Source organism: Arthrobacter sp. Bi26 (genome assembly GCF_918697925.1).
In the GTDB taxonomy this organism is placed as follows: domain Bacteria; phylum Actinomycetota; class Actinomycetes; order Actinomycetales; family Micrococcaceae; genus Arthrobacter.
The window spans coordinates 26167-52552 of record NZ_CAKKMF010000017.1; the positions used below are offsets into that span (position 1 = coordinate 26167).

The following is a 26386-nucleotide window of genomic DNA, read 5'->3' on the forward strand; positions in this document are numbered from 1 at the left end:
CTGAGCGACACGCAGCCTGGATGCAGTCCGGGGGCGATAACTCTTCGATAAAGGCCCGTCCCGCAGCCGCGCGGGGCGGGCCTTGCTGTCTATCCTGAAATGGTTAGCTGCAGTTCGGGGGAAGCGGGCTACGCCCATTTGCCGTCCGCCGAGCAAGGATTTTCGTGGCATTCGCAGAGTACGACGTCATCATCCACCGTGACGCCCTGAGCGTGTACAACTTCCTCCTGGACCCGGTCCATCTGCCGCTGTGGCGGGAAGGGGTCAGGAGCGTGGAACTGCTCTCCGGCGCCGCCGGTGCCAAAGGTGCTGTGTACCGGCAGACGGTCGCAGGGCCCGGCGGACGTCCCGTGGCCGCGGACTTCGAAATCATCGCGGCCCGGACGGGCGCGGAGATCCAGTACCAGGTCCTCGTCGGCCCTGCCCGGCCGCACGGCGGCTACTACCTGAGCACGGAGGGTCCCAGTACCCGCGTCCGTTTCGCCCTGAACTACGAGCCCAAGGGATTCATGGTCCGGATGACCAGCCCGTTCCGCCGGCGGATGAAGGCCGAGGTGGGCCAGCTCGAACGGCTCAAGTCCCTCCTCGAAGATATGCCTGCCGCGGAATAGACGTCTGGGTGCAGACGCCCCGGGGATGTCACACTGGGCGGCTGCGTCCGTCCGTGCGGCCCGGCAGGGCGCCGTGCGGTATTTTTGAACCTGTGCTGATCTCTGACCGCGACATTCGAACCGAAATTGACTCCGAGCGGATTGTCCTCGAACCGTTCGACCCCGCCATGGTCCAGCCGTCCTCCGTGGACGTCAGGATCGACAAGTTCTTCCGGCTGTTCGATAACCACAAATACGCCCACATCGACCCGGCCGAAGAGCAGCCCGAGCTGACCCGCCTGGTGGAAGTGGAGTCCGGCGAGCCGTTTATCCTGCACCCGGGGGAGTTTGTCCTTGGCTCCACCTACGAGACCGTGACGCTGCCGGATGACATCGCGGCCCGCCTCGAGGGCAAGTCCTCCCTTGGCCGGCTCGGCCTGCTGACGCACTCGACGGCAGGCTTCATCGATCCCGGATTCTCCGGCCACGTCACGCTGGAACTGTCCAACATGGCCACGCTGCCCATCAAGCTGTGGCCGGGCATGAAGATCGGCCAGCTGTGCTTCTTCCGGCTGTCCTCCGCCGCGGAGCACCCCTACGGTTCGGGGGAATACGGCAACCGCTACCAGGGCCAGCGCGGTCCCACTGCCAGCCGCAGCCACCTGAATTTCCACCTCACCGACATCTAGCCCATTTCAGGCGCTGTAATCTGACGCCGACATCCAGCGCCGCGGCTCGTACCGGCGGCAGCATCACGCCGGGCCGGAGGTCCTGAACGCGGGTCCCCTCACCGGACGGCGCAGGACCCGGACCAGCGGCTCCACGAAGCGGGCGGCCAGCGGCCCCACGATCGCCATGATCAGGACGTAGGCGGTGGCGAGGGCTGCCAGATCCGAGGGCACCACGCCGGAGGCGACAGCCAGGCCGGCGATGACAATCGAGAACTCGCCTCGCGCGATCAGGGCGGCCCCCGCACGGTAACGGCCGGGAACGCCGATTCCGGCCCGTTTGGCGGCCCAGAACCCGGTGATCATCTTGGTGGCTGCCGTCACCACGGCCAGCAGCAGGGCCCAGCCAAGGACCGGCGGGATGGACCGGGGGTCTGTGTTGAGGCCAAAGACAACGAAGAAGATCGCCGCGAAGAGGTCACGGAGCGGTTCCAGGACACGGGTGGCGCTGTGGGCCGTGGCGCCGGAAATCGCGATACCGAGCATAAACGCTCCGACGGCCGCGGAAACCTGCATGGCGGCGGCGAGCCCCGCCACAAGAAGCGCCGCGCCCAGCAGGTTGAGCAGGAACACCTCGGAGTTCTCGCTGTGCACGGCCTTGGACACGTGGTGCCCGTGCCGCAGGGCCACCACCAGGACCAGGGTGACGACGGCCAGGGAGATGCCCACGGTCTGCAGGCCCATCAGCAAGCTGACGCCGGCCAGGGTGGCGGTCAGGACCGGCAGGTACACGGCCATGGCCAGGTCCTCGAAGACCAGGATGGACAGGACCACCGGGGTTTCCCGGTTGCCGATCCGGCCGAGATCGGTAATCACCTTGGCCGCGATCCCGGAGGAAGAAATGTAGGTGACGCCGCCCATCACCATCGCCCCCACGACGCCCCATCCCAGCATCACCGCGAGCCCTGCGCCGGGCAGGAAATTGAGCAGCAGATCGAGGATGCCGGCTTGCCAGGACCGCCGCAGCCCGGTGACGAGTTCGGTCGCCGTATATTCCAGTCCAAGCATAAGCAGGAGCAGGATCACGCCGATCTCGGCGGAAAGATGGGCGAACTCGTGCATGCCTTCGAGTTTGACGAGGCCGCCGGCCCCAAAGAACAGCCCGCCCACCAGATAGAGCGGGATGGGCGACATGCCGATCCGCCCGGCCAGTCTGGCCAGCAGGCCGAGACAGAAGACGACGGCCCCCAGCTCGATCAGGGTCAGGGCGAGCGGATCCATGCCGCTTATCCGTTGCGCAGGATGCCGGCCGCCGTGTCCAGGCCTTCTTGCGTTCCCACCGCAACGAGGAGGTCACCGGGGTGAAGGACGACGTCGGGTCCCGGGGAGGGCAGGACCTCGCCTTCGCGCATGATGGCCACGATCGAGACCCCGCTGCGGGTCCGGATGCACGCTTTGCCCATCGGCTGGTTCTGGAAGGGGGACTCGGCGCTGATCGAGAACTGGCGCGTGACGATGCCGGGAATTTCCCGGTGGGCTTCGGAGAGTTTCATTGCAAGGCGCTGGCCGCCCAGGAGGTTGCCCAGGGTGGCGGACTCGTCCGCGGTCAGCGGGACGGAGGCCTGGCAGGTGTCAGGATCGTCCCAGGTCGAGACGATGAGTTCTGTCTGGCCCTCCCGGTATTCGACCACGCCGATCCGGCGTCCGGAGGCAGTCATGAAGTCCTTGCGCCGGCCGAGGCCGGGGAGGTCCGTCTCATCCACGTTCATATGATCAGCCTAGTGCGCGAACCGGCTTTTCGGCCGCGTCACCCCTCGGGGACCACCGCGATTTCGGTCTGGTCGGGGGCCTTGACCGGGAGGAGCACGAGCAGGCCCGTGAGCAGCACCACCATGATGCCGAGGATGCCCCAGCGCTGGGCCTCGCCGGCTTCCACGAAGGGGGCGGCGACTGTGATGCACAGGGTGAATAGGGCGGGGGCGAGGAAACTCACGGCCCGGCCCGTGGTGGCGTAGAGGCCGAAGAGCTCGCCGGATTCGCCGTGCGGGGCGAGCCGGGCGAGGTAGGCGCGGGAGGACGACTGGGCCGGTCCCACGAAGAGGCACAGCAGCAGGCCGAAAATCCAGAATGTGGTGGTCCCGGCCCAGGCCATGCCAAAGAACTCGTAGCTCCCGTTGCCGAGGACCAGGATTGCCGTGCCCGCCACCAGCAGGCCGGCGAGGGACGCGATGATCACGGACTTCGGCCCGATCTTGTCATCCAGGAAGCCGCCGAGGATGGCGCCGATGGCCGCCACGACGTTTCCGAAGATCGCGAAGAAGATGACGTCCTTGAGTTCGAAGCCAAAGGTGCCGGCCGCGATGATCCCGCCAAAGGTGAAAACCGCGGCCAGCCCGTCCCGGAAGATGGCGCTCGCGAGGAGGAAGTAGATGGTGTGCGGGCTGGTCCGGTAGATCGCCTTGATACGCCGGACCAGCAGGCCGTAGGAGGCGAGGAACCCAATGCCCGCGCCCCGTTCGGAGCGTGGCAGCTCCGGCACCGCAAACAGCACCGGCAGGGCAAAGATGAAGAACCACAGGGCCGAGAACACTGCCACCAGCCGGATGTTCAGGCTGTCCGCGGTGGAGGCGCCAAACCAGTCGAAGCTGGGCTGGACAAAGAGCTGGAGCACAATCAGCAGCGCCACGATGCCGCCGAGATACCCCATTCCCCAGCCGAAGCCACTGACCTTGCCGATGTTGTGCGGGGTGGAGATCTGGGTGAGCATGGCGTTGTAGTTGACCCCCGCAAATTCGAAGAAGACGTTGCCAAGTGCTATCAGCGTGACGCCAAGGATCAGGAAGTCGGGCCGGGGAAAGACGAAGAAGCACAGCCCGGTCAGGAGCGCGACGGCGGCCGTGTTGACTCCCAGCCACAGCTTCCGCCGGCCCCCGGTGTCCGAGCGCTGCCCGGTGACCGGGGCCAGGAGGGCGACGGCAACACCGGCGGCCGCCAGCGCGGCGCCCAGGACCGCCGAGGCCTGGTCCTCCCCGCCGAATGCCTTGGAGGTCAGGTAGACGGTGAAAACAAACGTTGTCATGACGGCGTTGAAGGCAGCCGAACCCCAGTCCCACGCGGCCCACGCGAGGACCCGGCCCCTGTGCGAGACAGGGCTTCCCGATTCCAGTTCCGAGGGGCGCATTGCCTCTGGGGCGGCGGCAGTATTCATAGCCTGAATGGTAACTGCCCAGGGTCTCCTCCGCGGGGCAGCGTGCAGGGTCTCCGGCGGGTTTTGCCCGGCATTGGTAAGCTCCGGCGCCGCTTTGGCTTCGAATTGTTCAGCGGCCGGTGTCCCTGCCAAAAGAATTTGTACACGCTTGGTAAACTGTCGGCACCGAACCTAACAAATGACCCGCCTGCTCCAACTTGCTGACAATCGACTTTTCTGACGTTGCGGAGATACCAGTGATCACAGTCCTTGCCGTGCACTTTGCGGTGGCTGCTGTGGCCCCGCTGCTGTTCCGAAAGTTTGGCAGGAATTCGTTCTTCGCCCTGGCCGCGGTCCCCGCGGCCTCCTTTATCTGGCTGCTCCTGCAGCATGAGGCAGTGTATTCAGTTCCAGACGGGGCGATCACGGAAGTGGTGCCCTGGATTCCCGGGCTGCAGCTCGATCTCGCGTTCCGGATGGACGCCCTGGCCTGGGTCATGTCCCTGCTGGTGCTGGGAGTGGGTGCGCTGGTGCTGGTCTATTGCGCCCGCTACTTCGAGAACAAGGACGAGTACCTCGGCGGTTTCGGGGCCCAGCTCCTGGCCTTCGCAGGTGCGATGTTCGGCCTCGTTACCGCCGATGACCTCCTGCTGATGTTCATCTTCTGGGAACTGACCACGGTGCTGTCCTACCTGCTGATCGGCTACGCCCGCACCCGGCTCTCCGCTCGGCGCTCGGCGCTGCAGGCGCTGGTGGTGACCACCGCCGGCGGGCTGGCCATGCTTGTGGGGCTCATCATCCTCGGTTCGACGGCCGGAACCTACCGGATCCAGGCCATCGTGGACGAGGCACCCGCCCTTGTCGCCGGCCCCGCGGGCGGGGCCGTGAGCGCCGCCGTCGTCCTCATCCTGATCGGTGCGATCACCAAATCCGCCCTGGTGCCGTTCCACTTCTGGCTCCCCGGCGCGATGGCCGCCCCCACACCCGTCAGCGCGTACCTGCACGCCGCGGCCATGGTGAAGGCCGGGATCTACCTGGTTGCCCGGATGGCCCCCGGATTCGCGGAAACCGCGCCCTGGCTGCCGATCGTCCTCGGCCTGGGCCTGGCCACCATGCTGGTGGGCGGCTACCGGGCCCTGCGGCAGACCGACATCAAGCTCATCCTCGCCTACGGCACCGTGAGCCAGCTGGGCTTCATGATCATGGTGGTGGGCCTGGGCACCCCCGAGGCGGCGCTCGCCGGGCTAGCCCTGCTCCTGGCGCACGGGCTGTTCAAGGCCACGCTCTTCCTGGTGGTGGGAATCATCGACCACCAGGCCGGGACCCGGGACATCCGCGAGCTCTCCGGCGTCTACGGCTCGGCCCGGGCACTGGCGATCGTCGCGGCGATCGGCGCGGCCTCGATGGCGGGCGTACCCCCGCTGGCCGGCTTCGTCGCCAAGGAATCGGTGTACGAGGCCTTCATCCAATACAGCTCGGAGTCCGGGACCGGGCCCTGGCTGCTGGGAGGTGTGGTCCTGGGCTCCGTCCTGACCTTCGCCTACAGCGCCCGGTTCATGTGGGGCGCCTTCGCTGTCAAGCCCGGCGTGGAGCCCACGTCCTTCAAACCGATCAAACCCGCCTTCCTGGCCGCGCCTGCGATCCTGAGCCTCCTCACGGTCCTTTACGGACTATGGCCCGCCCCCGTGGACGGCTGGATCCAGCCCTATGCGGAGCTGTTTGTGGACGGCTCCACGTCCTCGCCCGGGCACCTGGCGCTGTGGCACGGCATCACCCCGGCCCTGGGGCTGACCGCGGTGACGTTCGTCCTGGGCCTGGCCATGTTCTACGGCCGCAACGCCGTGGCCCGGCTGCAGGCACTGGTGCCGGGCTGGATCGACAGCGATCGCGCCTACCAGCACACGATCGGCGCCCTGGACGACGCCGCGGTCTGGATCACCGGCCGCACCCAGCGAGGCTCGCTGTTCTTCTACCTCTCCGTCATCCTGACCGTGGCGTTCGTCCTGCCGCTGACGGCGCTGTTGATGGCCAACAAGCCGCTGCCGGAGGGTCTGTATTTCATCGATCCCGGTGCGCCGCTGCAGTTGGTGGCCGGCGCCGGGATCGTGATCGGGGCGCTGGCCGCGGTGCGCGCCAACAAACGGTTCCTGGCCGTCCTGATGGTGTCCGTCACCGGCTACGGGATTGCCCTGATGTTCGCGCTGCAGGGGGCCCCGGACCTTGCCCTGACCCAGATGCTGGTCGAAACCATCATCCTGGTGGCGTTCGTGCTGGCCATGCGGAGCCTTCCGCCGGGGCTGCGGGACCGCACCGGCGGCAGATACCGGGTCATCCGCGTGGTGATCGGCCTGGCCTTCGGCGTCACCATGATCTTCGTGGCCATCTACGCCCTCGGCGCCCGGGTGGCAGCGCCGGTCTCCCTGCAGTTCCCGCAACTGGCCTATGAAGGCGGCGGCGGCCTCAACGTCGTCAACGTGACCCTGGTGGACATCCGGGCCTGGGACACCTTTGGCGAGATCTCCGTCCTTGCCCTGGCCGCCACCGGCGTGGCCAGCCTTATTTTCGTCCGGGGCCGCGGCGACCGCCTCCAGACGTCCGCGTCGGTCGAGGAAGGGACCGTGGGCCGGCGGACCGGAGCCAGGGGCAGCACCAGGGATGATGCCGCCCTGGCGATGAACCGGCGGTTTGCTGCCGCGACGCGCGACGCCTGGCTGGTGGCCGGCCGGACCCTGGCGCCTGAACGCCGCTCGATCATCTTCGAGGTGGTCACCCGCCTCATCTTCCACTCGATCATCGTGTTCTCCCTCTATCTGCTCCTCGCCGGCCACAACCTGCCCGGTGGTGGCTTCGCCGGTGGCCTCACCGCCGGCCTCGCCCTGACCATCCGCTACCTGGCGGGCGGCCGTTTCGAACTCCGCGAAGCCACGCCCGTCGGCGCCGGCACCCTGCTGGGGATAGGCCTGGCCACGGCGGCGGCCGCCGGAATGACGCCGCTGCTGCTGGGCGGCCAGGTGTTCCAGAGCGCCATCGTGGAGCTGTGGCTGCCGGTCTTCGGTGACATCAAGTTCGTCACCTCGACCATCTTCGACATCGGTGTGTACATCGTGGTGGTCGGGCTGGTCCTGGACGTGCTGCGCAGCCTCGGTGCGGAAATCGACGAGCACTTCGAAGAGCCCGCCGAGCCCTCCGAAGACGAGGACAGCGGCGGAGTCCCCGCCGGGGCCCCCGTCGAGGCCGACGACGCCGAAACCACCTCCAGGGGGAGAACATGAGCGTCAACCTGACCCTGCTGACGGTCATGGGCGCCCTCTACGCCTGCGGCATCTACCTGATCCTCGAACGCAGCCTCACCCGGGTCCTGCTGGGCCTCATGCTGCTGGCCAACGCCACCAACCTGCTGATCCTCGCCACCGGCGGCTACGCCGGGCTGGCGCCGATCTTCGACAAGGACACCCCGGCGGGGGACTACAACGACCCCCTGCCGCAGGCCCTGATCCTGACTTCGATCGTGATCTCCTTCGCCGTCACGGCGTTTATGCTGGGCATCATCTACCGCACCTGGGTCCTGGCCCGCCAGGATGAAATCCAGGACGACGCCGAGGACCGCCGCGTCGCAGAAACGCCCAGCTTCGATGCCGAGGACGACTCCGTGATCCCGGCCGAGACGTCAGAGTTCCCGCTGGCCATGGTCGGCTCCGACGGCGCCGGAACCATAGACAAGGCCACAGCCTCCGCTCCCGCTCCCGGCACAGGGAACGGCACGGCCGCGGTCATGTCCGGTGACCGCCCCGTGCGGGCCGACAAGGCCGCCTCTGAAGAGCAGCCCGGTTCCCTGAACGTTGACCCCAGCCCGGAAGGAGGCGAAGAGTGAACATCACCAGCTTTGCCCCGCTCGCCGTCGTACTCCCCATCCTGGGCGCCGCCCTGACGTTCCTGCTCATCCATCACACCCGGGCCCAGCGCGCGATCAGCATCGCCGTCCTGACCCTGACCCTGCTGCTGGAGTGCTGGCTGCTGGCCTCCGTCTGGGAAGGCGGGACGGCCGCGGTGGACATCGGCGGCTGGCTGCCGCCCTGGGGCATCGTGCTGGTGGTGGACCAGTTCTCCTCGCTCATGCTCGTGGTGTCCTCGACCGTGAGCCTTGCGGTGCTGATCTACGCAACGGGACAGGGCATGGCCGACGGCGACCGCGACGCGCCGGTCTCGATCTTCCACCCGACCTACCTGATCCTCGTGGCCGGGGTGTCGAACGCCTTCCTCTCCGGAGACCTCTTCAACCTCTACGTCGGCTTTGAGATTCTGCTGACGGCCAGCTACGTGCTCATCACCCTCGGCGGCACGGGCCCGCGCATCCGGGCCGGCGTGACCTACGTGGTGGTTTCCGTCGTGTCCTCGGTACTGTTCCTGATCGCGATCGCCATGGTCTACGGCGCCACCGGAACCATCAATATGGCGGATCTCGCCATCAAGCTCGGGGACCTCGACCAAGGCACCCGGACGCTGCTGCACGTCATGCTGCTGGTGGCCTTCGGCATCAAGGCCGCCGTCTTCCCGCTGTCCTTCTGGCTCCCCGACTCCTACCCCACTGCACCGGCCCCCGTCACCGCGGTGTTTGCCGGGCTGCTGACCAAGGTGGGCGTGTATGCGATGGTCCGCACGGAGACGCTGCTTTTCCCGGGGGATGCGCTCAACGCCCCGCTCATGGTCGCGGCGCTGCTGACCATGGTGGTGGGTATCCTCGGCGCCCTGGCCCAAAGCGACATCAAGAGGCTCTTGTCCTTCACGCTGGTCAGCCACATTGGCTACATGGTGTTCGGCCTGGCCATGTCCACGGTGGCCGGCCTGGGCGCCGCGGTGTTCTACGTGGCCCACCACATCACCATCCAGACCAGCCTGTTCCTGGTGACCGGCCTGATTGAACGCCGCGGCGGCAGCTCATCCATGGACCGCGTGGCCGGGCTGGCCAAGCTCTCCCCGGTCTTGGGGGTCCTGTTCTTCATTCCCGCCATGAACCTGGCCGGAATCCCGCCGTTCTCGGGTTTCCTGGGCAAGCTGGGGCTGCTACAGGCAGGCGTCGAACTGGGCACACCGCTGGCCTACGCCCTGGTGATCGGTGGCGTGCTGACGAGCCTGCTGACCCTGCTGGCTATCGCGAGGGTCTGGAACCGGGCGTTCTGGCGCAAGCCCGGGGACGCTGAGCACCCCGATCCGGTGCTCCTGGCGGCACCGGCCGACTCCGCCACCGGGGACCGGGCCGGGAGGACGAACGTGACCCTGCTGCCCCGCACCATGGTGGGCTCCACCCTGGGCCTGGTGGTCTTTGGCGTGGCCCTGACCGTCTTCGCCGGGCCGCTGTTCAGGGTGGCCGACCAGTCCGCCGAGGAGATGCTGGACAGGTCCTCCTATATCCAGGCCGTGCTTGGCGAGGACGCGCCGGTGCCGCCGGTGCCTCCGGCGGCCCAGCCCGGGCAGGGCGAGTTGCAGGGTGGCGGCAAATGAACCGGAAAAGGATCTCGCTGCGCCAGGAACTGCCGCTGCTGGTGTGGCTCGTTTTTGTCTGGGGCGCGCTGTGGCAGAACTTCAGCCCGGGCAATCTCCTCTTCGGGGCCCTCATCGCCGTGCTTGTGGCGCGCATCTTCTATCTGCCCCCCGTGGAGCTCGGCGGCCGCTTCAACGTGCTCCGCGCCGTGCCCTTCGCCCTCATCTTCCTCGGAAAGGTCGTCGCGGCAAGCTTCCAGGTCCTGTACCTCGCCGTGGTCCGCGGCCCCAACGTGGTCAGCGCCATTGTCGCCGTGCCGCTCCGGAGCCATTCCGACCTCCTGGTCACTGCCACCGGGCATGTGATCTCGCTGATTCCGGGATCCCTCGTGGTGGAGGTGGACAGGTCAACGTCCACGCTCTACATCCACGGCATCAACGTCCGCAATGCCGAGGACGCGGCCAAGCTGCGCAAGGAGGTCCGGGACACCGAGGCCGGGCTGATCAGGATCATGGGGACCAAAGACGAACTGTCCGCCCTCACACAGGAGATCGCCGCATGATGCAGACCGTCCTGACGGTGACCGCCGTCGTACTTTCCCTGGCCGCCGCGGGGGCGATCGTCCGGATCGGGCGGGGCCCCTCGCTGCTGGACCGGGTTCTCGCCGCCGACGTGCTGCTCGCCATTTTCGGGGCGGCCCTGTGCATCGACATGGCCGTCAACCGGCACCTCAACAACCTGATGCTGCTCGTTGCGATTTCCCTCATCGGGTTCGTCGGCTCGGTCACTGTGGCCCGGTTCGTGGCTGAGAGAAGGGAGAGCGTCCGTGAATCCTGAAACAGTGATCGATGCCGTCTCCGCCGTGTTCATGGTGACCGGTGCGCTCATGTCACTCGGCGCCGCGATCGGGCTGTTGCGGTTCCCGGACCTCATGAGCAGGATGCACGCCGCCACCAAGCCGCAGGTCCTCGGCCTGTTCCTGCTGTTGGCGGCGCTTGGCCTGCAGATGCGCAGCTGGTGGGTGTGGCCCGTCCTGGTGGTGGCCTGGCTCTTCCAGCTGCTCACCGTCCCCGTGTCGGCCCACATGGTGGGCCGGGCCGGCTACCGGACCAAGCACCTGCATCCGGAGCTGCTGAGCTCCGACGAGCTCGAGGCCGTAGTTCAACAGGCAGCGGGCCAGCAGGCGGCCAAACACGGAGTGGACGACGACGACGAAGCCGGCCGCTGAGCCCGTTCGGTGACCGGCGCGGCAGCCCGGCACATCGACCGACGCTTCGACCGGCGCCGCCGCTAGTCGAGTCCGGTCAGACGATGTCCTGGGTCTTGGCGAAGCGGGTGATCGCGCGCTGGGTGCCGCGGTTGGCGAGCACCTGGATGATGGCGCTGACCGATGCGGAGATCAGGGCGAACGTCAGGGCCGAGCGCAGCGTGGTGGGGACGTCGTCGTCGTGGCCCTTGGGCGGCTTGTTGCCCGTGGACTTTTCCCAGATGGTGTCCACCAGCTTGGTGCCGGCAAAGCCGGCCAGGAGGCTGATGCCGGTGCCGAGCAGCTTGATGATGATGTTCATTCTTCGGTCTCCTTGGGACGGGAACAGGGTCTCTCCCTAGCCTAGCGTTCCGGTGTGAGGACCATCCGCAGGGCCTCGACCACGAGTTCGTGGTCCGCCTTCTGGGGCAGGCCGGAGACGGTGACGACGGCGACGGCGCCCGTGCCGCGCACGTAAATGGGGAACGCCCCGCCGTGGGCGGCGAACTCCGTCTGGTCCCACCAGGCGTTGTCCTCGATCATTCCGCCGGCAGCGCGGGCCCGGAGGCCCACCAGCAGGGACGGGACCTCGTACCGCATGGCGGTCCGCTTCTTGGCGTTGATCCAGCGCTCATTGTCCGGCGTGGCACCGTCCAGCGCTGCGTGGAAGAGCACCTGCTCGCCCTTGGTGATGTCGACCGCGATGGGCAGCGAGCGTTGCCTGCCCAGCTCGACAAGGAGGAGCCCGAGGTCCAGGGCGTCGTCCTTGCTGAACGACGCGAACTGGAGCGCGTCCATCTCGGCCAGTACCCGGCCGATGAGCACCGCCAGGGATCCCTGCGGCTGCGGCTCCCTCGAGTCAGGGTCGTATTCCCCGGAGGGATCTTGTGTGGCTGGTGTCTGCGTCAAAATAATCCAGCTTTCCGGTGGGTGACGAGGCCGCCCGCTGGCGGGTCCGGGTGTCCGACACGTCGACTCTACCAAGCGGGGCGTTCCCGGCCGCGGAGACCTGCTTTGCCCCGTCCCGGATTGTGACGGCACACCACTGAAAACCCGGCCCTCCGGGTGTAAACTGAGCCAGCCCACAAGGGCGAAACAATTTACGACAGGGGAGCGCCGCCGTCGGGCATCACCGGAAAAATCCGGGGAAACCTTAGGTGGGCGCTGAGAGTGCGGGCAGCCGCAGACCCTCGAACCTGATCCGGTTAGTACCGGCGCAAGGGAGTCGAGTTCTCAGGGTGCGCGGAGGGCGGCGGAAGCCGAAGCCGGCCGGAGCACCCTCCCCTCCTGTTCCTCAGGAGGACGACATGACAGATATTTCAGCACAGCATGGTTCCGCCAGCCCATCATCGGCCCGGCGCAACTACACCTGGCGTGTGGTGGACATTGTGGTGGCCGCGTTGATCGCCGTTGCCGGCGGCGTCATCTTCTGGGCCTGGTCCCAGGGCGCGAACCTCATTTCGGTCCCGGTCAACGCGCTCTACCCGCCGCTCAGCGGACTCTACGCCGGCGGCTGGATGATCCCGGCGGTGCTGGGCATGCTCATCATCCGCAAGCCGGGCGCAGCGCTCTTCTGCGAAACCGTCGCGGCCACGGGCGAGCTCATCATGGGCTCGCAGTACGGCACCACGGTGCTGATCTCCGGCATCCTGCAGGGCCTCGGCGCGGAACTGGTCTTCGCGGCCTTCCTCTATAAGAAGTTCAACCTGCCGGTGTCCCTGCTCGCCGGAGCCAGCGCGGGCCTGTTCTGCGGCCTCAACGATTCCTTCCTGCCGTGGGGCTGGAACATCGCCTACGCAGCCGGGGACAAGCTCGCCTACATCGCCTTCACCACAATCTCCGGCGCAGTGATTGCCGGCGGACTGTCCTGGCTCGCCACCCGCGGCCTGGCCAAGACCGGAGTGCTGGGCTCCTTTGCCTCCCGCAAGGCCGCCACGGAGCCTGTTTTCTCCTGATCGCTTCTCCAGAACCCTCTTATCCTGAACTCTGCAGAGCACCCATGAGATCTTCAACAGGCGTCCGGCCGGCCGCCGTCACGGCCCGCGGCTGGGGCTGGCGGCACGCCGGAAGGCCCCGGCCCGCCGTCAGCGGCCTTGAGCTGGACATCCGGCCGGGGGAGCGCGTGCTCCTGCTGGGCCCCTCCGGCGCCGGCAAATCGACGCTGCTCCACGCCCTGGCCGGCGTGCTGGGCGACGGCGCGGCCGGCGCCTCGGGGCCGGCCGGCGACTCCGAAGACTCAGACGAGACCGGAAGCCTGCTGATCGACGGTGCCCCGCCACGGGCGCATCGCGGCCGCGCCGGGCTTGTGCAGCAGGACCCGGAAACCCAGGTGGTGCTTTCCCGCCTCGGCGACGACGTCGCCTTCGGTGCGGAGAACCTCGCCGTCCCGGCGGCGGAGATCTGGCCGCGCGTGCGCGAGGCACTCGACGACGTCGGGCTGGGCCGGCTGCCGCTGGACCACCCGACGTCGGCACTCTCCGGCGGACAAAAGCAACGGCTGGCGCTCGCCGGGATCCTTGCGATGCGGCCGGGGCTGCTGCTGCTCGACGAGCCGACCGCCAACCTCGACCCCGCCGGCGTCCTGGAGGTCCGCGACGCTGTGGGCCGCTGCCTGGACAAGACCGGCGCCACCCTGGTGGTCGTGGAGCACCGGGTGGGGGTCTGGAAAGACCTGGTGGACAGGATCGTGGTGCTGCAGCCCGGGTCCGCCACGGACTCCGCCGTGCTGATTGACGGACCGCCGGACCGGGTCCTGGCCGAGGCGCGGGACATGCTCATCGGTGCGGGCGTCTGGGTGCCGGGCTACGTCCCGGCGACGCGGTTGCGGCTGCCGGCACGGGACGCAGGTCAGCTCCTGCTCGCGGCCGACGGGCTCGCGGTGTCACGCGAGCGGCCGCGGCGGGCCGGGCTGCGCGACGGCTTCCGCACGATCGCGCCGCGTCCGGTCCAGTCCGGAGTTTCCGTCCAGGTCCACGCCGGCGAGGCCCTGACCATCACGGGACCGAACGGCGCGGGGAAGTCCACCCTGGCGCTGACGCTGGCCGGGCTCCTGCGGCCCGTTGCCGGAACGGTCTCGGCCGCGCCGAAGCTCAGCGGTGATGCCGGAACCGATCCGTACCGGTGGAAGGCCCAGCAGCTGATCGCCAGGATAGGCACCGTGTTCCAGGAACCCGAGCACCAGTTCGTCACCGGCAAGGTCCTGGACGAGCTCATGTTCGGCCCCCGCCACCTCGGCTACGGCGCAGACCGCGTGGACGAGCTGCTGGAACGGCTGCGGCTCAGCGAACTCGTGGAGGCCAACCCCTACACGCTTTCCGGCGGCGAGAAGCGCCGCCTTTCGGTAGCCACCGTGCTGGCCGCGCACCCGCAGGTGCTCGTCCTGGACGAGCCCACCTTCGGCCAGGACGCCAATACCTGGGCCGAACTCGCCTCGTTCCTGTCCGAGCTGCTCGACGCCGGCACCGCCGTCGTCTCCGTGACGCATGACGCCGAATTCAGCGCCGTCCTCGGCGGCACCGAACTCCGACTCCGGCCGCGGGAAACTGCCGCCGCGGATGCTCCCGGCCCGGATCTTGAACTGCCGGAGGGGGCCTCGCCATGAGGGACGCACTGAGCCTGCGCGGCAACCATGCGCTGCTGACCCGCGCCAACCCGCTCGCCAAGTTCACCGCGGTCACCCTGATCACGCTGGTCCTGGCGCTGTCCATTGACTGGGTCTCGGCGTCGGTGGCGCTGGCCTTCGAACTGCTGCTCCTGCCGCTGGCCGGCCTGACCCTGGCCTTGCTGTGGCAGCGCGGCTGGCCGCTGATCCTCGCGGCGGCGCTGGGCGGCTGGAGCACCGCCATCCTGGCGCCCGACGCCGGATCCGTCCTGCTCGACGCCGGGATCTGGTCCATCAGCGCCGGTTCCCTGCAGCTGGGGATCGGCTTCATGCTCCGCGGGCTCGCGATCGCACTGCCTGCGGTGCTGCTGATGAGCTGCACGGACCCCACAGACCTTGCCGACGCCCTGGCCCAGAACGCAAAACTGCCGCACCGGTTCGTCCTGGGCACCTTGGCCGCCATGCGGCTGGTCGGGATCATGGCCGAGCAATGGCAGACGATCGGCATGGCCCGGCGGGCCCGCGGCGTGGGATCGAGCGGCAACCCCTACCAGCGGTTCCGCGCCGCCCTGGGCCAGAGCTTCGGCCTGCTGGTGCAGGCGATCCGGAGCGCTTCACGGCTCGCGGTGACCATGGAGGCCCGCGGGTTTGGCGGCGCGGCGCGGACCTGGGCCAGGCCGTCCACGTACAGCGGACTCGACGTCTGGGTACTGCTGGGCGGACTGGGCATCGCGGCAGCCGCCGTCGCAGCGGCCCTCGGCTCGGGCACCTGGAACCTCGTCTTCCTCGCGCGCCAGTAGCGCGCCGCCCACTGTTTCCGGCACCGCAGCGCGTCGCAAGCCACCGGGTATCGCATGATGCGGGTATCCCTGTGAGATTAACGGCACTCCGGCGGGAATGCCGGGGGTTAATAAATCATCCGTGATATTTTCGGGACATGACTCAACCGACTGCTGAACACGTAGGCCTCCTGCTCCGCGAAGCCCGCGGCGCGAAGGGCTGGACCCAGGGACAACTCGCCGCCGAGCTCGGCACCAGCCAGAGCGCCATCGCCCGGATGGAACAGGGCAAGCAGAACCTGAGCCTGAAGATGATCCAGCGACTGGAGGCGATCGTCGGACACAGCATCGTCAAGGTGGGCCGGCCCCAGATGACCCACCTCCGTGTCGAGGGCGGCCGCACACTCGCCGGCGCGGTGGACGTCAACAGCAGCAAGAACGCCGGCGTCGCCCTGTTGTGCGCCAGCCTCATCAACCGCGGCACCACCACCCTGCGCCGGCTGGCCCGGATTGAGGAAGTCAACCGGATCGTGGAGGTGCTGACCAGCATCGGCGTCGAGTGCACCTGGCTCAACGCGAACGACCTCCAGATCCGCCGCCCCGCGGTCCTGGACCTGGCATCCATGGATGTGGAGGCGGCCCGCCGGACCCGCAGCGTCATCATGCTCCTGGGCCCGCTGCTGGACGAGGCCGACACCTACCGGCTGCCCTACGCCGGCGGCTGCGACCTCGGCACCCGCACCGTGCAGCCGCACATGCAGGCACTGCGCCAGTTCGGCCTGAGCGTGGAGGCGAAATCCGGGTTCTACGCGGTGCAGGCGCCGCCGTCGGACGGTCATGACCGCTCCTTCGTGCTGAGCGAACGCGGCGACACCGTCACCGAGAACGCCATCATGGCCGCAGCCCACCGCCGCGGCACCACCGTCATCCGCAACGCCAGCCCCAACTACATGGTGCAGGACCTCTGCTTCTACCTGCAGATGCTCGGCGTGGAAATCGCGGGGGTTGGCACCACCACGCTGGAGATCACCGGCCGCCCGTCGATCGACGCCGACATCGAATACTTCCCGTCCGAGGACCCGATCGAGGCGATGAGCCTCATCACCGCCGGCATCGTGACGAACTCGGAGGTCACCATCCGCCGCGTCCCGATCGAGTTCATGGAAATTGAACTCGCCACGCTAGAACAGATGGGCCAGCGACTTGAGGTTTCCGGGGAATACTTTGCCCGCAACGGCCGCACCCGCCTGGTGGACGTCACCACCAAGCCCTCGGAGCTGCGGGCGCCGGAGGACAAGATCCACCCCATGCCCTTCCCCGGCCTGAACATCGACAACCTGCCGTTCTTCGCGGTGATCGCCGCCAACGCCCACGGCCAGACCATGATCCATGACTGGGTCTACGAGAACCGGGCCATCTACCTGACCGAGCTCAACAAACTGGGCGCCCAGGTGCAGCTGCTCGATCCCCACCGGATATACGTCAACGGGCCCACCAAGTGGCGTGCCGCCGAGGTTGGCTGCCCGCCGGCCCTCCGCCCCGCCGCCTGCCTGCTGCTGGCCATGCTGGCGGCCCGCGGCGTCTCGGAGCTGCGGAACATCTATGTCATTGAGCGCGGCTACGAGGACCTGGCCGAACGGCTCAACACCATCGGCGCGAAGATCGAGTACTTCCAAGACTGATCCCAGACTGATCCCGTGTTGGTGTAGGGGCGTTTCTGCGGATCGTGACGCACAATAGATTCATGCGCACATTCGGCGTGGAGGAAGAACTGCTGATAGTGGACCCCGAATCGGGGATGCTGCTTGCCCTCGCCGACCTGATGCTGCCCAGCCTGGTTCCGCCAAAGAGGCAGGACGCCGCCCAAGTTCTCCCAGGGCAGCAACCGGTCCACGAGGGCGCCGACTTTAGCTACGAGCTCAAACTCGAACAGATTGAGACCCAGACGCGGCCCTGCCTGGACTACGCAGAACTTCTCCGCCAGCTCAGGCAGAGCCGGGCCCGGGCGGACCAGGCCGCCCGCGCGCATGGCGGCCGCGTCGCAGCCTTGGCCACCTCGCCCCAAGGCGCAGCCACGCACCTCACACCGAATCAGCGGTACATGACCATGCAGGAACGCTTCGGGCTCACGGTCCGGAACCAGCTGACCTGCGGCCTCCACGTCCACACCTTTGTGGAGTCCCCGGAGGAGGGCGTGGCCGTGATGGACCGGATCCGCGACAAGCTTGCAGTGCTGCTCGCCCTCAGCGCGAATTCCCCGTACTGGAACGGCGCGGAGACGGGATTCGAAAGCTACCGCACGCAGGCGTGGAACCGCTGGCCGGGGTCAGGCCCCACCATGATCTTCGGCAGCCTGCCCGTCTACCGGCGGCTGGTCACCCGGCTGGTGGAAAGCGGCGTCCTGATGGACGAGGGGATGGTCTATTTCGATGCACGGCTGGCCCGGCTGCATCCCACCGTGGAAGTCCGGGTCGCCGACGTCTGTCTGCGGGCCGAGGACGCGGCGCTGATCGCCGTGCTGGTGCGCGCCCTCGTGGAGTCCGCGGCGCGGGAATGGAACGACGGCGTCGACCCCGCCCCGGTGCCCACGCTGCTGCTGCGGATGGCCGCGTGGCAGGCCAGCAATTGCGGACTCCGCGGACAGCTCCTGGACTTCGGAACGTTCACCCCGGCCCCGGCCGCGGATGTGGTCTGGGCGCTCGTGGACTTTGTGGCCCCCGTGCTGGAGGAGCAGGGCGAGCTGGATCTGGTGCGCGAAGGCGTCGACAGGATCCTGACGGAGGGCACCGGCTCGCAGCTGCAGCGGGGCCCTCACCGGGAAGGCGGGCTGGCCGCCGTCGTCGAACGGGCCGTCGAGGTGACGACCCAAGGGGCTGCCACCGGGGAACCGCTCGGCGGGAACGTGCCCCTGGACCGGCTGCACCGGGGCTGAACCGGATGGCCGCACGGCCTTCCACGGTCTCGACGGCGACGGGGTTCCCCGGCGAGGAGGCCTTCGGACTCTACCGGTGGTCCAGGGCTGGCCAAAGAATCTGAATATCAATGGTCTGAGGCGAAAGGGCGCCGGTCTTGATGTGGGGCTATGGCATGAATATGGGCTGGATGTGGCTGTGGGGCAGCCTCCTGCTCGTTGGAATAGCGCTGCTGGTATTGGTCGCGGTGCGCATGTTTGCCGGAGGCGGGAGTCAGGGCGGGATGCAGGGACCGCCGGGGCCCTACCCGGGCAGGAGCCGGGCCCGGCAGATCCTCGATGAACGCTTTGCCCGGGGTGAGCTGACCGCGGAGCAATACCGTGAGCAGCTAAAGGTTCTCGCCGAGGACCAGTAGTGCGCCCAATGAGCCGCCGGGATGCGCTCCTGCTGGGAGGCCTCGGCACGGCAGGCATCGTCGCCGGCGGGGCCGGGCTCTGGTGGACGGTGAGCTCCCGGTTCTCCCCCGTAGCGGGCGCTGAGTTCACTGAGCCGGAGGCGCTGCGCAGCAGCAGCGGACGGCTGCAGGTCCGGCTCGAGGCTTCCCCGGGTTCGGTGCGGCTCGGCGGCCAACAGGCATCGGCGCTGGGCTACAACGGAGGAGTACCCGGCCCAACCCTGCGCTTGCGGGGTGGAGACGTGCTGGCCGTCGAGCTGGTCAACAGCATGGCCGTCCCGACCAACCTGCATGTCCACGGACTCCACGTCTCTCCCCAGGGCAACGGAGACAACGTGTTTGTTGTGGTTCAGCCGGGCCACTCGTTCAGCTACGAGTACCGCCTCCCCGCGGACCACCCGCCCGGCGTGTACTGGTACCACCCCCACCATCACGGCATGGTGGCGGATCAGATATTCGCTGGCCTGTTTGGCGCGATCATCGTCGAGGACCCTGACCCCGTGGCCACCAGCCGGGAACGTGTCATGGTCATTTCCGACATCACCCTGGACGGGTCCGGGACCGTCGCCGACGCCTCGCCGATGGACAGAATGACCGGCCGGGAAGGTGACCTCGTCCTGGTCAACGGACAAAGCAACCCGAAACTCTCCGCCCGGCCAGGCGAGCGTGAGCGGTGGCTCATCGTGAATACCTGCGTGGCCCGCTACCTGCGGCTGCGCCTGGATGGGCAGCAGATGCAGCTTCGCGGCATGGACTCCGGCCGCTACCCCGCGCCCGGGACTGTGGACGAGTTGCTGCTGGCGCCGGGCAACCGTGCGGATGTCCTGGTCACAGCGGCCGCGGGCGACGCCACTCTCAGGGCTGCCTACTACAACCGTGGCGGCATGGCCGGCATGATGGGACCGGCAGGGCCAGCGCCAAACGGCGGCCAGGGCACAGCGGACATCGTGCTGGCGACGCTGTCGGTGTCCGGCGCCCCGGCCCCGGCTCCACCGGCGGTGCCAACTCAGCCTGCGCCGGCGGACCTGAGGAACGCGGTCGTTGCCGCGCACAGGCAGCTGACCTTCGCCGCCGGCGGCATGGGTATGGGGATGGGCATGATGAGCTTCACCATCAACGGCCGCGAATTCAACGCAAGCCGGACCGACACCACCGCGGCCGCGCAGACAGTGGAAGAGTGGACCCTGATAAATCCCAGCCCGATGGACCATCCTTTTCATCTGCATGTCTGGCCGATGCAGATCATCGAGGCACGAGGCACCACCCCGGACGCACCCCTCTGGCGGGACGTCGTCAACGTGCCCGCCAATGGACAGGTGAAAGTCAGGATCAATTTCAAGGATTTCGCCGGCCGCTCCGTGTACCACTGCCACATCCTGGACCACGAGGACCAAGGAATGATGGGAGTGATCGAGGTCCGCTAGGCACGGCAGCACGTGTCCCGGCAACGGCCCGGCCAACACCCGGCATGTAGCCTTAGCCTGTTCGACATCCGATCACTGCTGTCCGGAGGGAGAATGCCATGGCCGCAGCGTCCATGCACCATGCCGCAGCCGCGCTTCGCCGCGGATTCCTGCTCGTGGGCTTGCTTGCCGTCATGGCCGGATTCCTAGGGATGCACATCATGACCGGTATGCATGGCGCTCATGCCATGACGGCGGTGACTTCCTCCACGGACCCCGCAGGGTTGTCCTCCCAGACGGCACACAGTTTCGCATCCGATCCCGCGGCCCATTCCCCGCGGGCCGGGGCAACTGCCCATGACGCGATGGCTCCGCCGCCTGCGACCAGTCCGGGTCCCGGGCTGACAGGTAGCGGCAGGGCCGCCCTGCCATCGGCGTCGTGTGTGTGCCAGTCGAGCTGCACCGATCCTGCGTCGATGCACCCGGCCTGCGTGCCGTCGGCGGCCGCGGGCTCCCTGGCCGCGCCCCCTCCCGGCATGGCTCCGGCGTCGCTCCACAACCCGGACGCGCGCGCCGGCGGCGCGATCCCGACCTACTCGTATCTGCCCGCAAGTCCTTCGCCGGGCGATCTGTCCATCAGCCGGACGTAAGACGGGGCCTTGCCGTGTGGTGCCCGGCGCCCCTCCTTACCCCACACGTTCCGGCCGGATTTTTCCCCCGGCGCGGGCGTGCCATCCGCAGGCGTGCAACAACGCCATTTTGGCTATTGAAGGACTTGACCCCCATGAAGAAGACCCTGACCATTTCTGCCCTTGGCATCGCCGCCGCCATCGCCCTTGCCGGCTGCGCGGGCAACTCCGGAAGTTCACCCGCCGGCACCATGCCCGGCATGAGCGGCGGCATGGGCATGTCGTCCAGCCCGGCCCCCGCCGCCTCGGACCACAACGCGGCAGACACCATGTTCACCCAGGAGATGATCCCGCACCACGCCCAGGCCGTGGAAATGAGCGACATGATGCTCAAGAAGCAGGGCATGGACGCCCGGATCACCGCACTCGCCACGAAGATCAAGGCTGCACAGGCACCCGAAATCGAAAAGATGACGGTCTGGCTCAAGACCTGGAACGAACCCACCCAGATGGCCGGCGGCCACAGCATGGGCGACGCAATGATGGGCGGTGACGATCTCACCAAGCTCGACGCCGCCCAGGGAACCGATGCGGCCAAGCTGTTCCTGACCCGGATGATCGCCCACCATGAGGGCGCGGTGATGATGGCCAAGACTGAAAGCAGCCAAGGCAAGAACCCGGAAGCCCTCATCCTCAGCAAGGCAATCGTGACCTCCCAGGAAGCTGAAATCCAGGAAATGAAGGCCCTGCTGGCAAACCTCTAGCCCGCGTCCCGGCCCCGGTCCGGTTTTCGGACCGGGGCCTTCCCGGCCACCCCGCCCGCGTTGGCCCAGACCTGCGTTGGCCCAGACCTGCTTGAGCGCTAGACCTGCTTGAGCGCCTGGCCGAGGTCGCGGATCAGGTCCTCCACGTCCTCCAGGCCCACCGAAAGCCGGACCACGCCGTCGCTGAGCCCGATCGCCGCACGGCCTTCCGGGCCCATCGCGCGGTGCGTCGTAGTCGCAGGATGCGTGATGAGCGTCTTGGCATCACCCAGGTTGTTGGAGATGTCGATGATCCGCAGCGCGTCCAGCAGCGCGAAGGCGGCCTGCTTCGCGGTGCGTCCCGGCGAGGGCGAAAGCTCCAGCGTGAGCACCGTCCCGCCGGCCTTCATCTGCTTCACGGCGAGTGGGTACTGCGGGTGGGATGGCAGCAGCGGGTACTTGACCCAGCTGACCGCAGGCTGTCCCTCGAGCCATTCGGCCAGCCGCAGGGCGGAGGCCGAGGAATGGTTGACGCGCAGGGCCATGGTCTCCAGGCCCTTGGTGAGCACCCAGGCATTGAAGGCCGAGAGCGCCGGACCGGTGTGCCGCATGAGCTGCTTGACGGGCCCGTCGATGAATTCCTTGGTGCCCAGGATCGCCCCGCCGAGCACGCGGCCCTGGCCGTCGATGTGCTTGGTGCCGGAGTAGACCACCACGTCCGCGCCGAGCTCTCCGCAGCGCTGCAGCAGCGGGGTGGCGAAGACGTTGTCGACCACCACCGTGGCCCCGGCCGCATGCGCCAGTTCGCTCACCGCGGCGATGTCCACGATTTCCTGCATGGGGTTCGACGGCGACTCGAAGAATACCGCCGTGGCCGGCTCGGACAGGGCAGAGCGCCATTGTTCCAGGTCCGGGCCGTCCACGAAGACCGTCTCGACACCCCAGCGCGGCAGGATCTCGTTGAGGATCACAAAGCACGAGCCGAACAGCGAGCGGGCTGCGACTACGCGGTCGCCGGCAGCCAACAGCGCGCCCAGCGCGGTGAAGACGGCGGACATGCCGGACGCCGTCGCAAAACACGCCTCGGTTCCCTCGAGCAGCCGGAGCCGCTCCTGGAAGGTGGCAACGGACGGATTGCCGTAGCGGGAGTAGACGAAGCGCTCGTCTTCCCCGGTGAAGGCGCGCTCGGCAGCGGCCGCGGACCCGTAGACGAATCCGGAGTTGAGGAAGATCGGCTCGGTGGTTTCCTGGAAGCCGGTGCGGTCAAGGCCGCCGCGGACAGCCTGGGTGTCGGCGGCCCAGCCGGCGGCGTCGGGATTGAAAGTCATCAGATCTTTCCAAGGTTGGTGGGCAGGCCGCGGTTCTTCCAGCCGTTGACGGTGCGGTCGCCAAAACGGTCGGTCTCGCCTTCGAAGCCCTCAAGAACGTTGTACGAGGTGTATCCGGCGGCCGTCGCGGCCGTCGCGGCGGCGATCGAGCGGACACCGGAGCGGCAAAGGAACACCAGTTCGACGGCGGAGTCCTCCGGTGCCTCTCGCCTTAGCTGTTCCACGAAGTGCGGGTTCGGTACGCCGCCGGCGAGGTTCCACTGGATGAAAAGCGGATCGTTCCGCCTTCCGCCCGCGGACGTCGTGTCCGGGATGCCGATGTGGGCCCATTCGCCCTCGGTCCGGACATCCACCAGGAGGGCTCCCGCCTCCAGCTTGGCCCACGCCTCATGGGGGCTGAGGTCTCCGGCGTAGCTCATGCGTGGCCCTCGAATGCCCCAACAGCGTCAATCTCGTCGGCATCGAGCTCATCGACTGCATTGGCCACGGCGGCGTCCGCGCTCGCAATCGCGGCCGGCAGGACCAGCGCCTGCGCCACGATCACGGTGCTGCCGTTGAAGGTGGCGGCGGGGCTTCCGTGCAGGACATAGCCCTCGGCCAGGGCGGCGGACACGCGCTCACAAAAGGCGCGGTCATCCGTGCCGGTGAACAGCCGGTAGGCCAGTCTTTCCTCGCCGGCAGGTGGTGCACTGCGTGCTGTGCTGGGTGCTGTGGTGCTGAGTATTTCGGGTACCGCGGGTGTTGACATGGGGGGCACGACGGATCTCCTCTTTCACGCTTGCAGCTCGAATTCTCGATTGCCGAGTATTCACCTGAGGCACCCCGCCGCGAAAAGGGAGGGTTGCCGACCGGCCAGTCAGGGCTTGGCACCGGTTCTCATTACTCCCCAAAAACGTAACACCTACGACGCCGGCCCGCACCGCCGTCGTCGTCATGTTCCGTAACCGGGCCACGCCCAGGCGCTGGCGCCGGCCGGGCCCAGCGTGGGGCGGGGTGCGGCCGAGTAGTTGCGGGCTCCAATTTCGGGTACAGCCCACTCGTGTGTGCGCGGACGATTCGCCGTCTACTGGAGGACATGGCCGACGTGTCGGCCGGATTTGCAGGTTAACCGAGCTGTCCGTGAATCGAGCCGTCTGTCCATCAAAACAAGTTGTCTGTGAATCAGTGGCCGGAACCGTCGGAGCCACAGCCATGGCCCGGCCGGTGACGGCGGAATGGAGCAATTGTGGGCCCGCGCATACTGGTTACCGGGATAGCAAGCGCCGCCGGCCGGACCGTCGCGGCCCAGCTCGAAGCCCGCGGACTCCCGTATCTCGGCTCCGACGCCCGCGCCGACTCCCGCCAGGCGGAGGATGCCCCCGCCGCGGCCGCGGTCAGGCTCCTGCCGGCGACGGACCCGGACATGATCCTGGACCTGCGCCGGCTGGTGGACCGTGAAGCCATCAACGTCATCATTCCGACCCTGACTGTGGAACTTCCGGTCCTGGCCGCGGCCCGTGCCGGTTTCGCCCAGGACGTGCGGATCATCGTGGGCGACCCCGCCGCGGTGGCCCTCGCCAACGACCAGCTGTTTACCACCTGGGCGTTGCAGGCAGCCGGGATTCCGGTGCCCCAGGTCGCGGTTCCGGGCGACCTCGCCGCCGCGCCGGCATCCCTCGCCTCCCTCACCGGGCCCGTGGTGGTCAAGCCGCGGGTCTTCAAAGGCTCCCATGGTGTCCACGTGCTGGCCGGAACCGCCTCGGTTAGCTGGAAGAACATGCCGGCGGGGCAACTTGTCCAGGAGTTTATCCCGGGCGCCGACTACGTGTGCCTGGTGTTCGGCACTCCGGCACGCAACGCGATGGCGCCGGTGGCGGTGGTCCTCGAGAAGACCAGGACCCCGTATGGACACACCGGCAGCGACGAAGTCAGCCGCAGGGTGCCGGTGAGCCAGGCCGGGGACGTGCGGAAGCTGGGCCTGGCCGCCGTCCGCACGCTCGGGCTGACCGGGCCGGTCCAGGTCCGGATTCGCCGCCGCGCGGACGGAACCCCCGTGGTACTGGGCGTCTGCGCGACCCTGGGGGAGAACAGCGCCTGGGCCCCGGAAATGCTCGACGCCGTGCTGGCCACCTTCATGCTCCCGGCGTTCAACCCGGCATCGTTCCGGCGGTGCCCGGCGGTTCCCGCGGACGCCCTGGGGTGAAGCGCGGCCCGGCAGAATGGTGTGCTCACGCAGTCGCTGAGTCTCCCCACTTTTGAGGCCGGAGGACGGCGTGTTCCCACAAACCGCCGTCGTTACCGTGGTCCCTGGCCGCAAAACCGGTGAGTATCAGCGGCGCCTGCCGTGCAGCACCGGCCTGGCCGCACTATTCGATGGTGGCGAACAGGGCGTTGAGTTCGGCCGTGAGCTGGCGTCGCAGTTCCGGGGTGCCGATTTCCTGGCCGTCGATGTGGTTCACCGGGGCCAGGAGCCGGATGCTGGAGATCAGCCAGACCGCGTCGGCATCCAGCAGGTCCTTCGGCTCCAGCGGGCCGTAGCCCAGCTCCCAGCCGGCGGCCTTGGCGGCGGTGAACAGGGCGCCCTGCGAGGTCCCCGGCAGAATGCCGCTGTCCAGCTGCGGGGTGATGAGCCGCCGGGTTGTGCGGACGCCGCCGGCGCCGTCGTCCGCGGTTTCCAGATGGGCCAGCAGAACGGTCGACGTCGGTCCCTCCAGGACCCGGCCGTCCGCGGACGTGAAGATGACGTCGTCGGCGCCGTGCCGGTGGGCGTAGCGCAGCGCCGCCATGTTCACGGCGTAGGAGAGGGTCTTGGCGCCGAGCAGCAGCCAGGGGGCGCGCTCGCCGACGTCGCTGTCATAGCCACGGTCCAGCAGGATGACGTCGATTCCGGTCTCGCGCTGCCGGCGGCCCGCGGCCGCGGGCGCGGAGGCCTGGACCCAGCACGTGGGGGCGGCGGCGCCCTCCGGCCCGCGGGTCACGAGCAGCTTCACCACAACCTCGTCTTCGTCCGCGCCGCCTGTTGCTGCCGCGGCAGGATCCTTCCCCCGGAACTCGCGGAGGGCGGTTTCCACTGCCCGCCGCCACGCGTCCTCGGCAGGGATGTCCAGCTCCAGCAGCCGGGCAGAGCCGGCCAGCCGAGTCAGGTGCGCCTGGATCTTGCGGGGCCGGCCGCCCACAGCCAGGAGGGATTCGAAAACGCCGTCGCCGCGGGTGGCGCCCAGGTCCGTGGCCATCAGTTGCGGCTGCGACGCGTCGGCAACGCGGCCGCCGTCGAACGCCGGGTCGAGGAAGACCAGCACGGTCGCGGGCGCAGGAACAGGGGCTGCAGAGATCATGGCTCCAGCTTAGTCTCGGTGGTCCCGGGATAGGATTTGCACGTTGCCCGTTC

General features: G+C 68.1%; 27 protein-coding genes and 2 riboswitches. Of the genes, 17 read left to right on the forward strand and 10 right to left on the reverse strand.

All coding sequences use genetic code 11. The features are described 5' to 3' along the window. The first annotated feature begins 164 nt into the window (after window positions 1–164). Together LQV16_RS06565 and dcd are read left to right on the forward strand one after the other, a co-directional pair. The gene (locus tag LQV16_RS06565) at window positions 165–611 is read left to right on the forward strand and encodes an SRPBCC family protein (RefSeq protein ID WP_229993106.1); all 447 of its coding nucleotides are present in this window, start codon (window positions 165–167) and stop codon (window positions 609–611) included. 92 nt (window positions 612–703) lie between these two features. Further along, window positions 704–1279: a dCTP deaminase gene (gene dcd, locus LQV16_RS06570; RefSeq protein WP_090579904.1), complete on the forward strand. Its 576-nt coding sequence runs from the start codon at window positions 704–706 to the stop codon at window positions 1277–1279. Between the two features lie 63 nt (window positions 1280–1342). Here dcd and LQV16_RS06575 read toward each other — a convergent pair whose 3' ends face one another. From LQV16_RS06575 to LQV16_RS06585, 3 genes are read right to left on the reverse strand one after another with little or no spacing between them, the layout of a single operon-like run. After that, a complete protein-coding gene (locus LQV16_RS06575) occupies window positions 1343–2539 on the reverse strand; it encodes a cation:proton antiporter (protein WP_229993107.1) in 1197 nt (398 codons plus the stop codon). Window positions 2540–2544: 5 nt separating this feature from the next. Continuing rightward, the gene (locus tag LQV16_RS06580) at window positions 2545–3027 is read right to left on the reverse strand and encodes a cation:proton antiporter regulatory subunit (RefSeq protein ID WP_229993108.1); all 483 of its coding nucleotides are present in this window, start codon (window positions 3025–3027) and stop codon (window positions 2545–2547) included. A gap of 38 nt (window positions 3028–3065) precedes the next feature. Beyond that, window positions 3066–4466, reverse strand: coding sequence for an MFS transporter (locus LQV16_RS06585; RefSeq protein WP_229993109.1), 1401 nt, complete (start codon window positions 4464–4466; stop codon window positions 3066–3068). A 236-nt stretch (window positions 4467–4702) separates the two neighbouring features. On the opposite strand from LQV16_RS06585, the gene LQV16_RS06590 reads away from it, so the two are divergent. Genes LQV16_RS06590 through mnhG form a run of 6 tightly spaced genes read left to right on the forward strand, consistent with a single transcriptional unit; the run spans window position 4703 to window position 11152 of the window. After that, window positions 4703–7717, forward strand: a complete 3015-nt coding sequence (locus LQV16_RS06590) for a Na+/H+ antiporter subunit A (RefSeq protein WP_229993110.1) — start codon at window positions 4703–4705, stop codon at window positions 7715–7717. After that, a complete protein-coding gene (locus LQV16_RS06595; RefSeq protein WP_229993111.1) occupies window positions 7714–8316 on the forward strand; it encodes a Na(+)/H(+) antiporter subunit C in 603 nt (200 codons plus the stop codon). Before LQV16_RS06590 ends, LQV16_RS06595 begins: the two co-directional genes overlap by 4 nt. Then, window positions 8313–9944, forward strand: coding sequence for a Na+/H+ antiporter subunit D (locus LQV16_RS06600; RefSeq protein ID WP_229993112.1), 1632 nt, complete (start codon window positions 8313–8315; stop codon window positions 9942–9944). Before LQV16_RS06595 ends, LQV16_RS06600 begins: the two co-directional genes overlap by 4 nt. Further along, window positions 9941–10486, forward strand: a complete 546-nt coding sequence (locus LQV16_RS06605; RefSeq protein ID WP_229993113.1) for a Na+/H+ antiporter subunit E — start codon at window positions 9941–9943, stop codon at window positions 10484–10486. Before LQV16_RS06600 ends, LQV16_RS06605 begins: the two co-directional genes overlap by 4 nt. Beyond that, window positions 10483–10761 (forward strand): monovalent cation/H+ antiporter complex subunit F, encoded by a 279-nt coding sequence (locus tag LQV16_RS06610; protein WP_090579929.1) that lies wholly within the window; start codon window positions 10483–10485, stop codon window positions 10759–10761. Before LQV16_RS06605 ends, LQV16_RS06610 begins: the two co-directional genes overlap by 4 nt. Beyond that, the gene (mnhG, locus tag LQV16_RS06615; RefSeq protein WP_290369343.1) at window positions 10751–11152 is read left to right on the forward strand and encodes a monovalent cation/H(+) antiporter subunit G; all 402 of its coding nucleotides are present in this window, start codon (window positions 10751–10753) and stop codon (window positions 11150–11152) included. Before LQV16_RS06610 ends, mnhG begins: the two co-directional genes overlap by 11 nt. Window positions 11153–11228: 76 nt before the next feature. Here the strand turns inward: mnhG and LQV16_RS06620 are convergent, their stop codons facing one another. Both LQV16_RS06620 and LQV16_RS06625 read right to left on the reverse strand, forming a co-directional pair. Further along, the gene (locus LQV16_RS06620) at window positions 11229–11492 is read right to left on the reverse strand and encodes a DUF4235 domain-containing protein (protein WP_229993114.1); all 264 of its coding nucleotides are present in this window, start codon (window positions 11490–11492) and stop codon (window positions 11229–11231) included. Window positions 11493–11533: 41 nt separating this feature from the next. After that, window positions 11534–12079, reverse strand: a complete 546-nt coding sequence (locus tag LQV16_RS06625) for a heme-degrading domain-containing protein (protein ID WP_229993115.1) — start codon at window positions 12077–12079, stop codon at window positions 11534–11536. Between the two features lie 188 nt (window positions 12080–12267). After that, window positions 12268–12411: riboswitch (TPP riboswitch) on the forward strand. A 66-nt stretch (window positions 12412–12477) separates the two neighbouring features. Here LQV16_RS06625 and LQV16_RS06630 point away from each other — a divergent pair. The 7 genes from LQV16_RS06630 to LQV16_RS06660 all read left to right on the forward strand — a co-directional run bounded on the left by LQV16_RS06630 (window position 12478) and on the right by LQV16_RS06660 (window position 20340). Then, entirely contained in the window at window positions 12478–13125 is a 648-nt protein-coding gene (locus tag LQV16_RS06630) for an ECF transporter S component (RefSeq protein ID WP_229993116.1), read from the forward strand. A gap of 44 nt (window positions 13126–13169) precedes the next feature. Then, the gene (locus LQV16_RS06635; protein WP_229993117.1) at window positions 13170–14771 is read left to right on the forward strand and encodes an ATP-binding cassette domain-containing protein; all 1602 of its coding nucleotides are present in this window, start codon (window positions 13170–13172) and stop codon (window positions 14769–14771) included. Beyond that, window positions 14768–15571 carry an energy-coupling factor transporter transmembrane component T gene (locus LQV16_RS06640; protein ID WP_229993118.1) on the forward strand — a complete coding sequence of 268 codons (804 nt, stop codon included), beginning with the start codon at window positions 14768–14770 and terminating at the stop codon, window positions 15569–15571. The genes LQV16_RS06635 and LQV16_RS06640 overlap by 4 nt, the downstream gene beginning before the upstream one ends. 137 nt (window positions 15572–15708) lie before the next feature. Continuing rightward, window positions 15709–17232, forward strand: a complete 1524-nt coding sequence (locus LQV16_RS06645) for a UDP-N-acetylglucosamine 1-carboxyvinyltransferase (RefSeq protein WP_229993119.1) — start codon at window positions 15709–15711, stop codon at window positions 17230–17232. 62 nt (window positions 17233–17294) lie between these two features. Next, window positions 17295–18482 carry a glutamate--cysteine ligase gene (locus LQV16_RS06650; protein WP_229993120.1) on the forward strand — a complete coding sequence of 396 codons (1188 nt, stop codon included), beginning with the start codon at window positions 17295–17297 and terminating at the stop codon, window positions 18480–18482. Window positions 18483–18619: 137 nt separating this feature from the next. Then, a complete protein-coding gene (locus LQV16_RS06655; protein ID WP_229993121.1) occupies window positions 18620–18877 on the forward strand; it encodes an SHOCT domain-containing protein in 258 nt (85 codons plus the stop codon). Between the two features lie 8 nt (window positions 18878–18885). Next, window positions 18886–20340 carry a multicopper oxidase family protein gene (locus tag LQV16_RS06660; RefSeq protein ID WP_229993122.1) on the forward strand — a complete coding sequence of 485 codons (1455 nt, stop codon included), beginning with the start codon at window positions 18886–18888 and terminating at the stop codon, window positions 20338–20340. 220 nt (window positions 20341–20560) lie between these two features. Here the strand turns inward: LQV16_RS06660 and LQV16_RS06665 are convergent, their stop codons facing one another. Next, window positions 20561–20857: a hypothetical protein gene (locus LQV16_RS06665; protein WP_229993123.1), complete on the reverse strand. Its 297-nt coding sequence runs from the start codon at window positions 20855–20857 to the stop codon at window positions 20561–20563. Between the two features lie 246 nt (window positions 20858–21103). Between LQV16_RS06665 and LQV16_RS06670 the strand changes: the two genes are divergently transcribed. After that, the gene (locus tag LQV16_RS06670; protein WP_229993124.1) at window positions 21104–21712 is read left to right on the forward strand and encodes a DUF305 domain-containing protein; all 609 of its coding nucleotides are present in this window, start codon (window positions 21104–21106) and stop codon (window positions 21710–21712) included. 98 nt (window positions 21713–21810) lie between these two features. On the opposite strand, the gene LQV16_RS06675 is transcribed toward LQV16_RS06670, so the two are convergent. From LQV16_RS06675 to LQV16_RS06685, 3 genes are read right to left on the reverse strand one after another with little or no spacing between them, the layout of a single operon-like run. Then, entirely contained in the window at window positions 21811–23019 is a 1209-nt protein-coding gene (locus LQV16_RS06675; protein WP_229993125.1) for an O-succinylhomoserine sulfhydrylase, read from the reverse strand. Beyond that, entirely contained in the window at window positions 23019–23438 is a 420-nt protein-coding gene (locus LQV16_RS06680; protein ID WP_229993126.1) for a rhodanese-like domain-containing protein, read from the reverse strand. Before LQV16_RS06680 ends, LQV16_RS06675 begins: the two co-directional genes overlap by 1 nt. Continuing rightward, complete coding sequence (locus LQV16_RS06685; RefSeq protein ID WP_229993142.1) at window positions 23435–23767, reverse strand: DUF1737 domain-containing protein; 333 nt, start codon at window positions 23765–23767, stop codon at window positions 23435–23437. Before LQV16_RS06685 ends, LQV16_RS06680 begins: the two co-directional genes overlap by 4 nt. 21 nt (window positions 23768–23788) lie before the next feature. Continuing rightward, window positions 23789–23903: riboswitch (SAM riboswitch) on the reverse strand. Window positions 23904–24244: 341 nt separating this feature from the next. Between LQV16_RS06685 and LQV16_RS06690 the strand changes: the two genes are divergently transcribed. Then, window positions 24245–25201 (forward strand): ATP-grasp domain-containing protein, encoded by a 957-nt coding sequence (locus LQV16_RS06690; protein ID WP_229993127.1) that lies wholly within the window; start codon window positions 24245–24247, stop codon window positions 25199–25201. A 163-nt stretch (window positions 25202–25364) separates the two neighbouring features. On the opposite strand, the gene LQV16_RS06695 is transcribed toward LQV16_RS06690, so the two are convergent. Continuing rightward, window positions 25365–26333: an aminodeoxychorismate lyase gene (locus tag LQV16_RS06695; protein ID WP_229993128.1), complete on the reverse strand. Its 969-nt coding sequence runs from the start codon at window positions 26331–26333 to the stop codon at window positions 25365–25367. Window positions 26334–26386 lie beyond the last annotated feature (53 nt).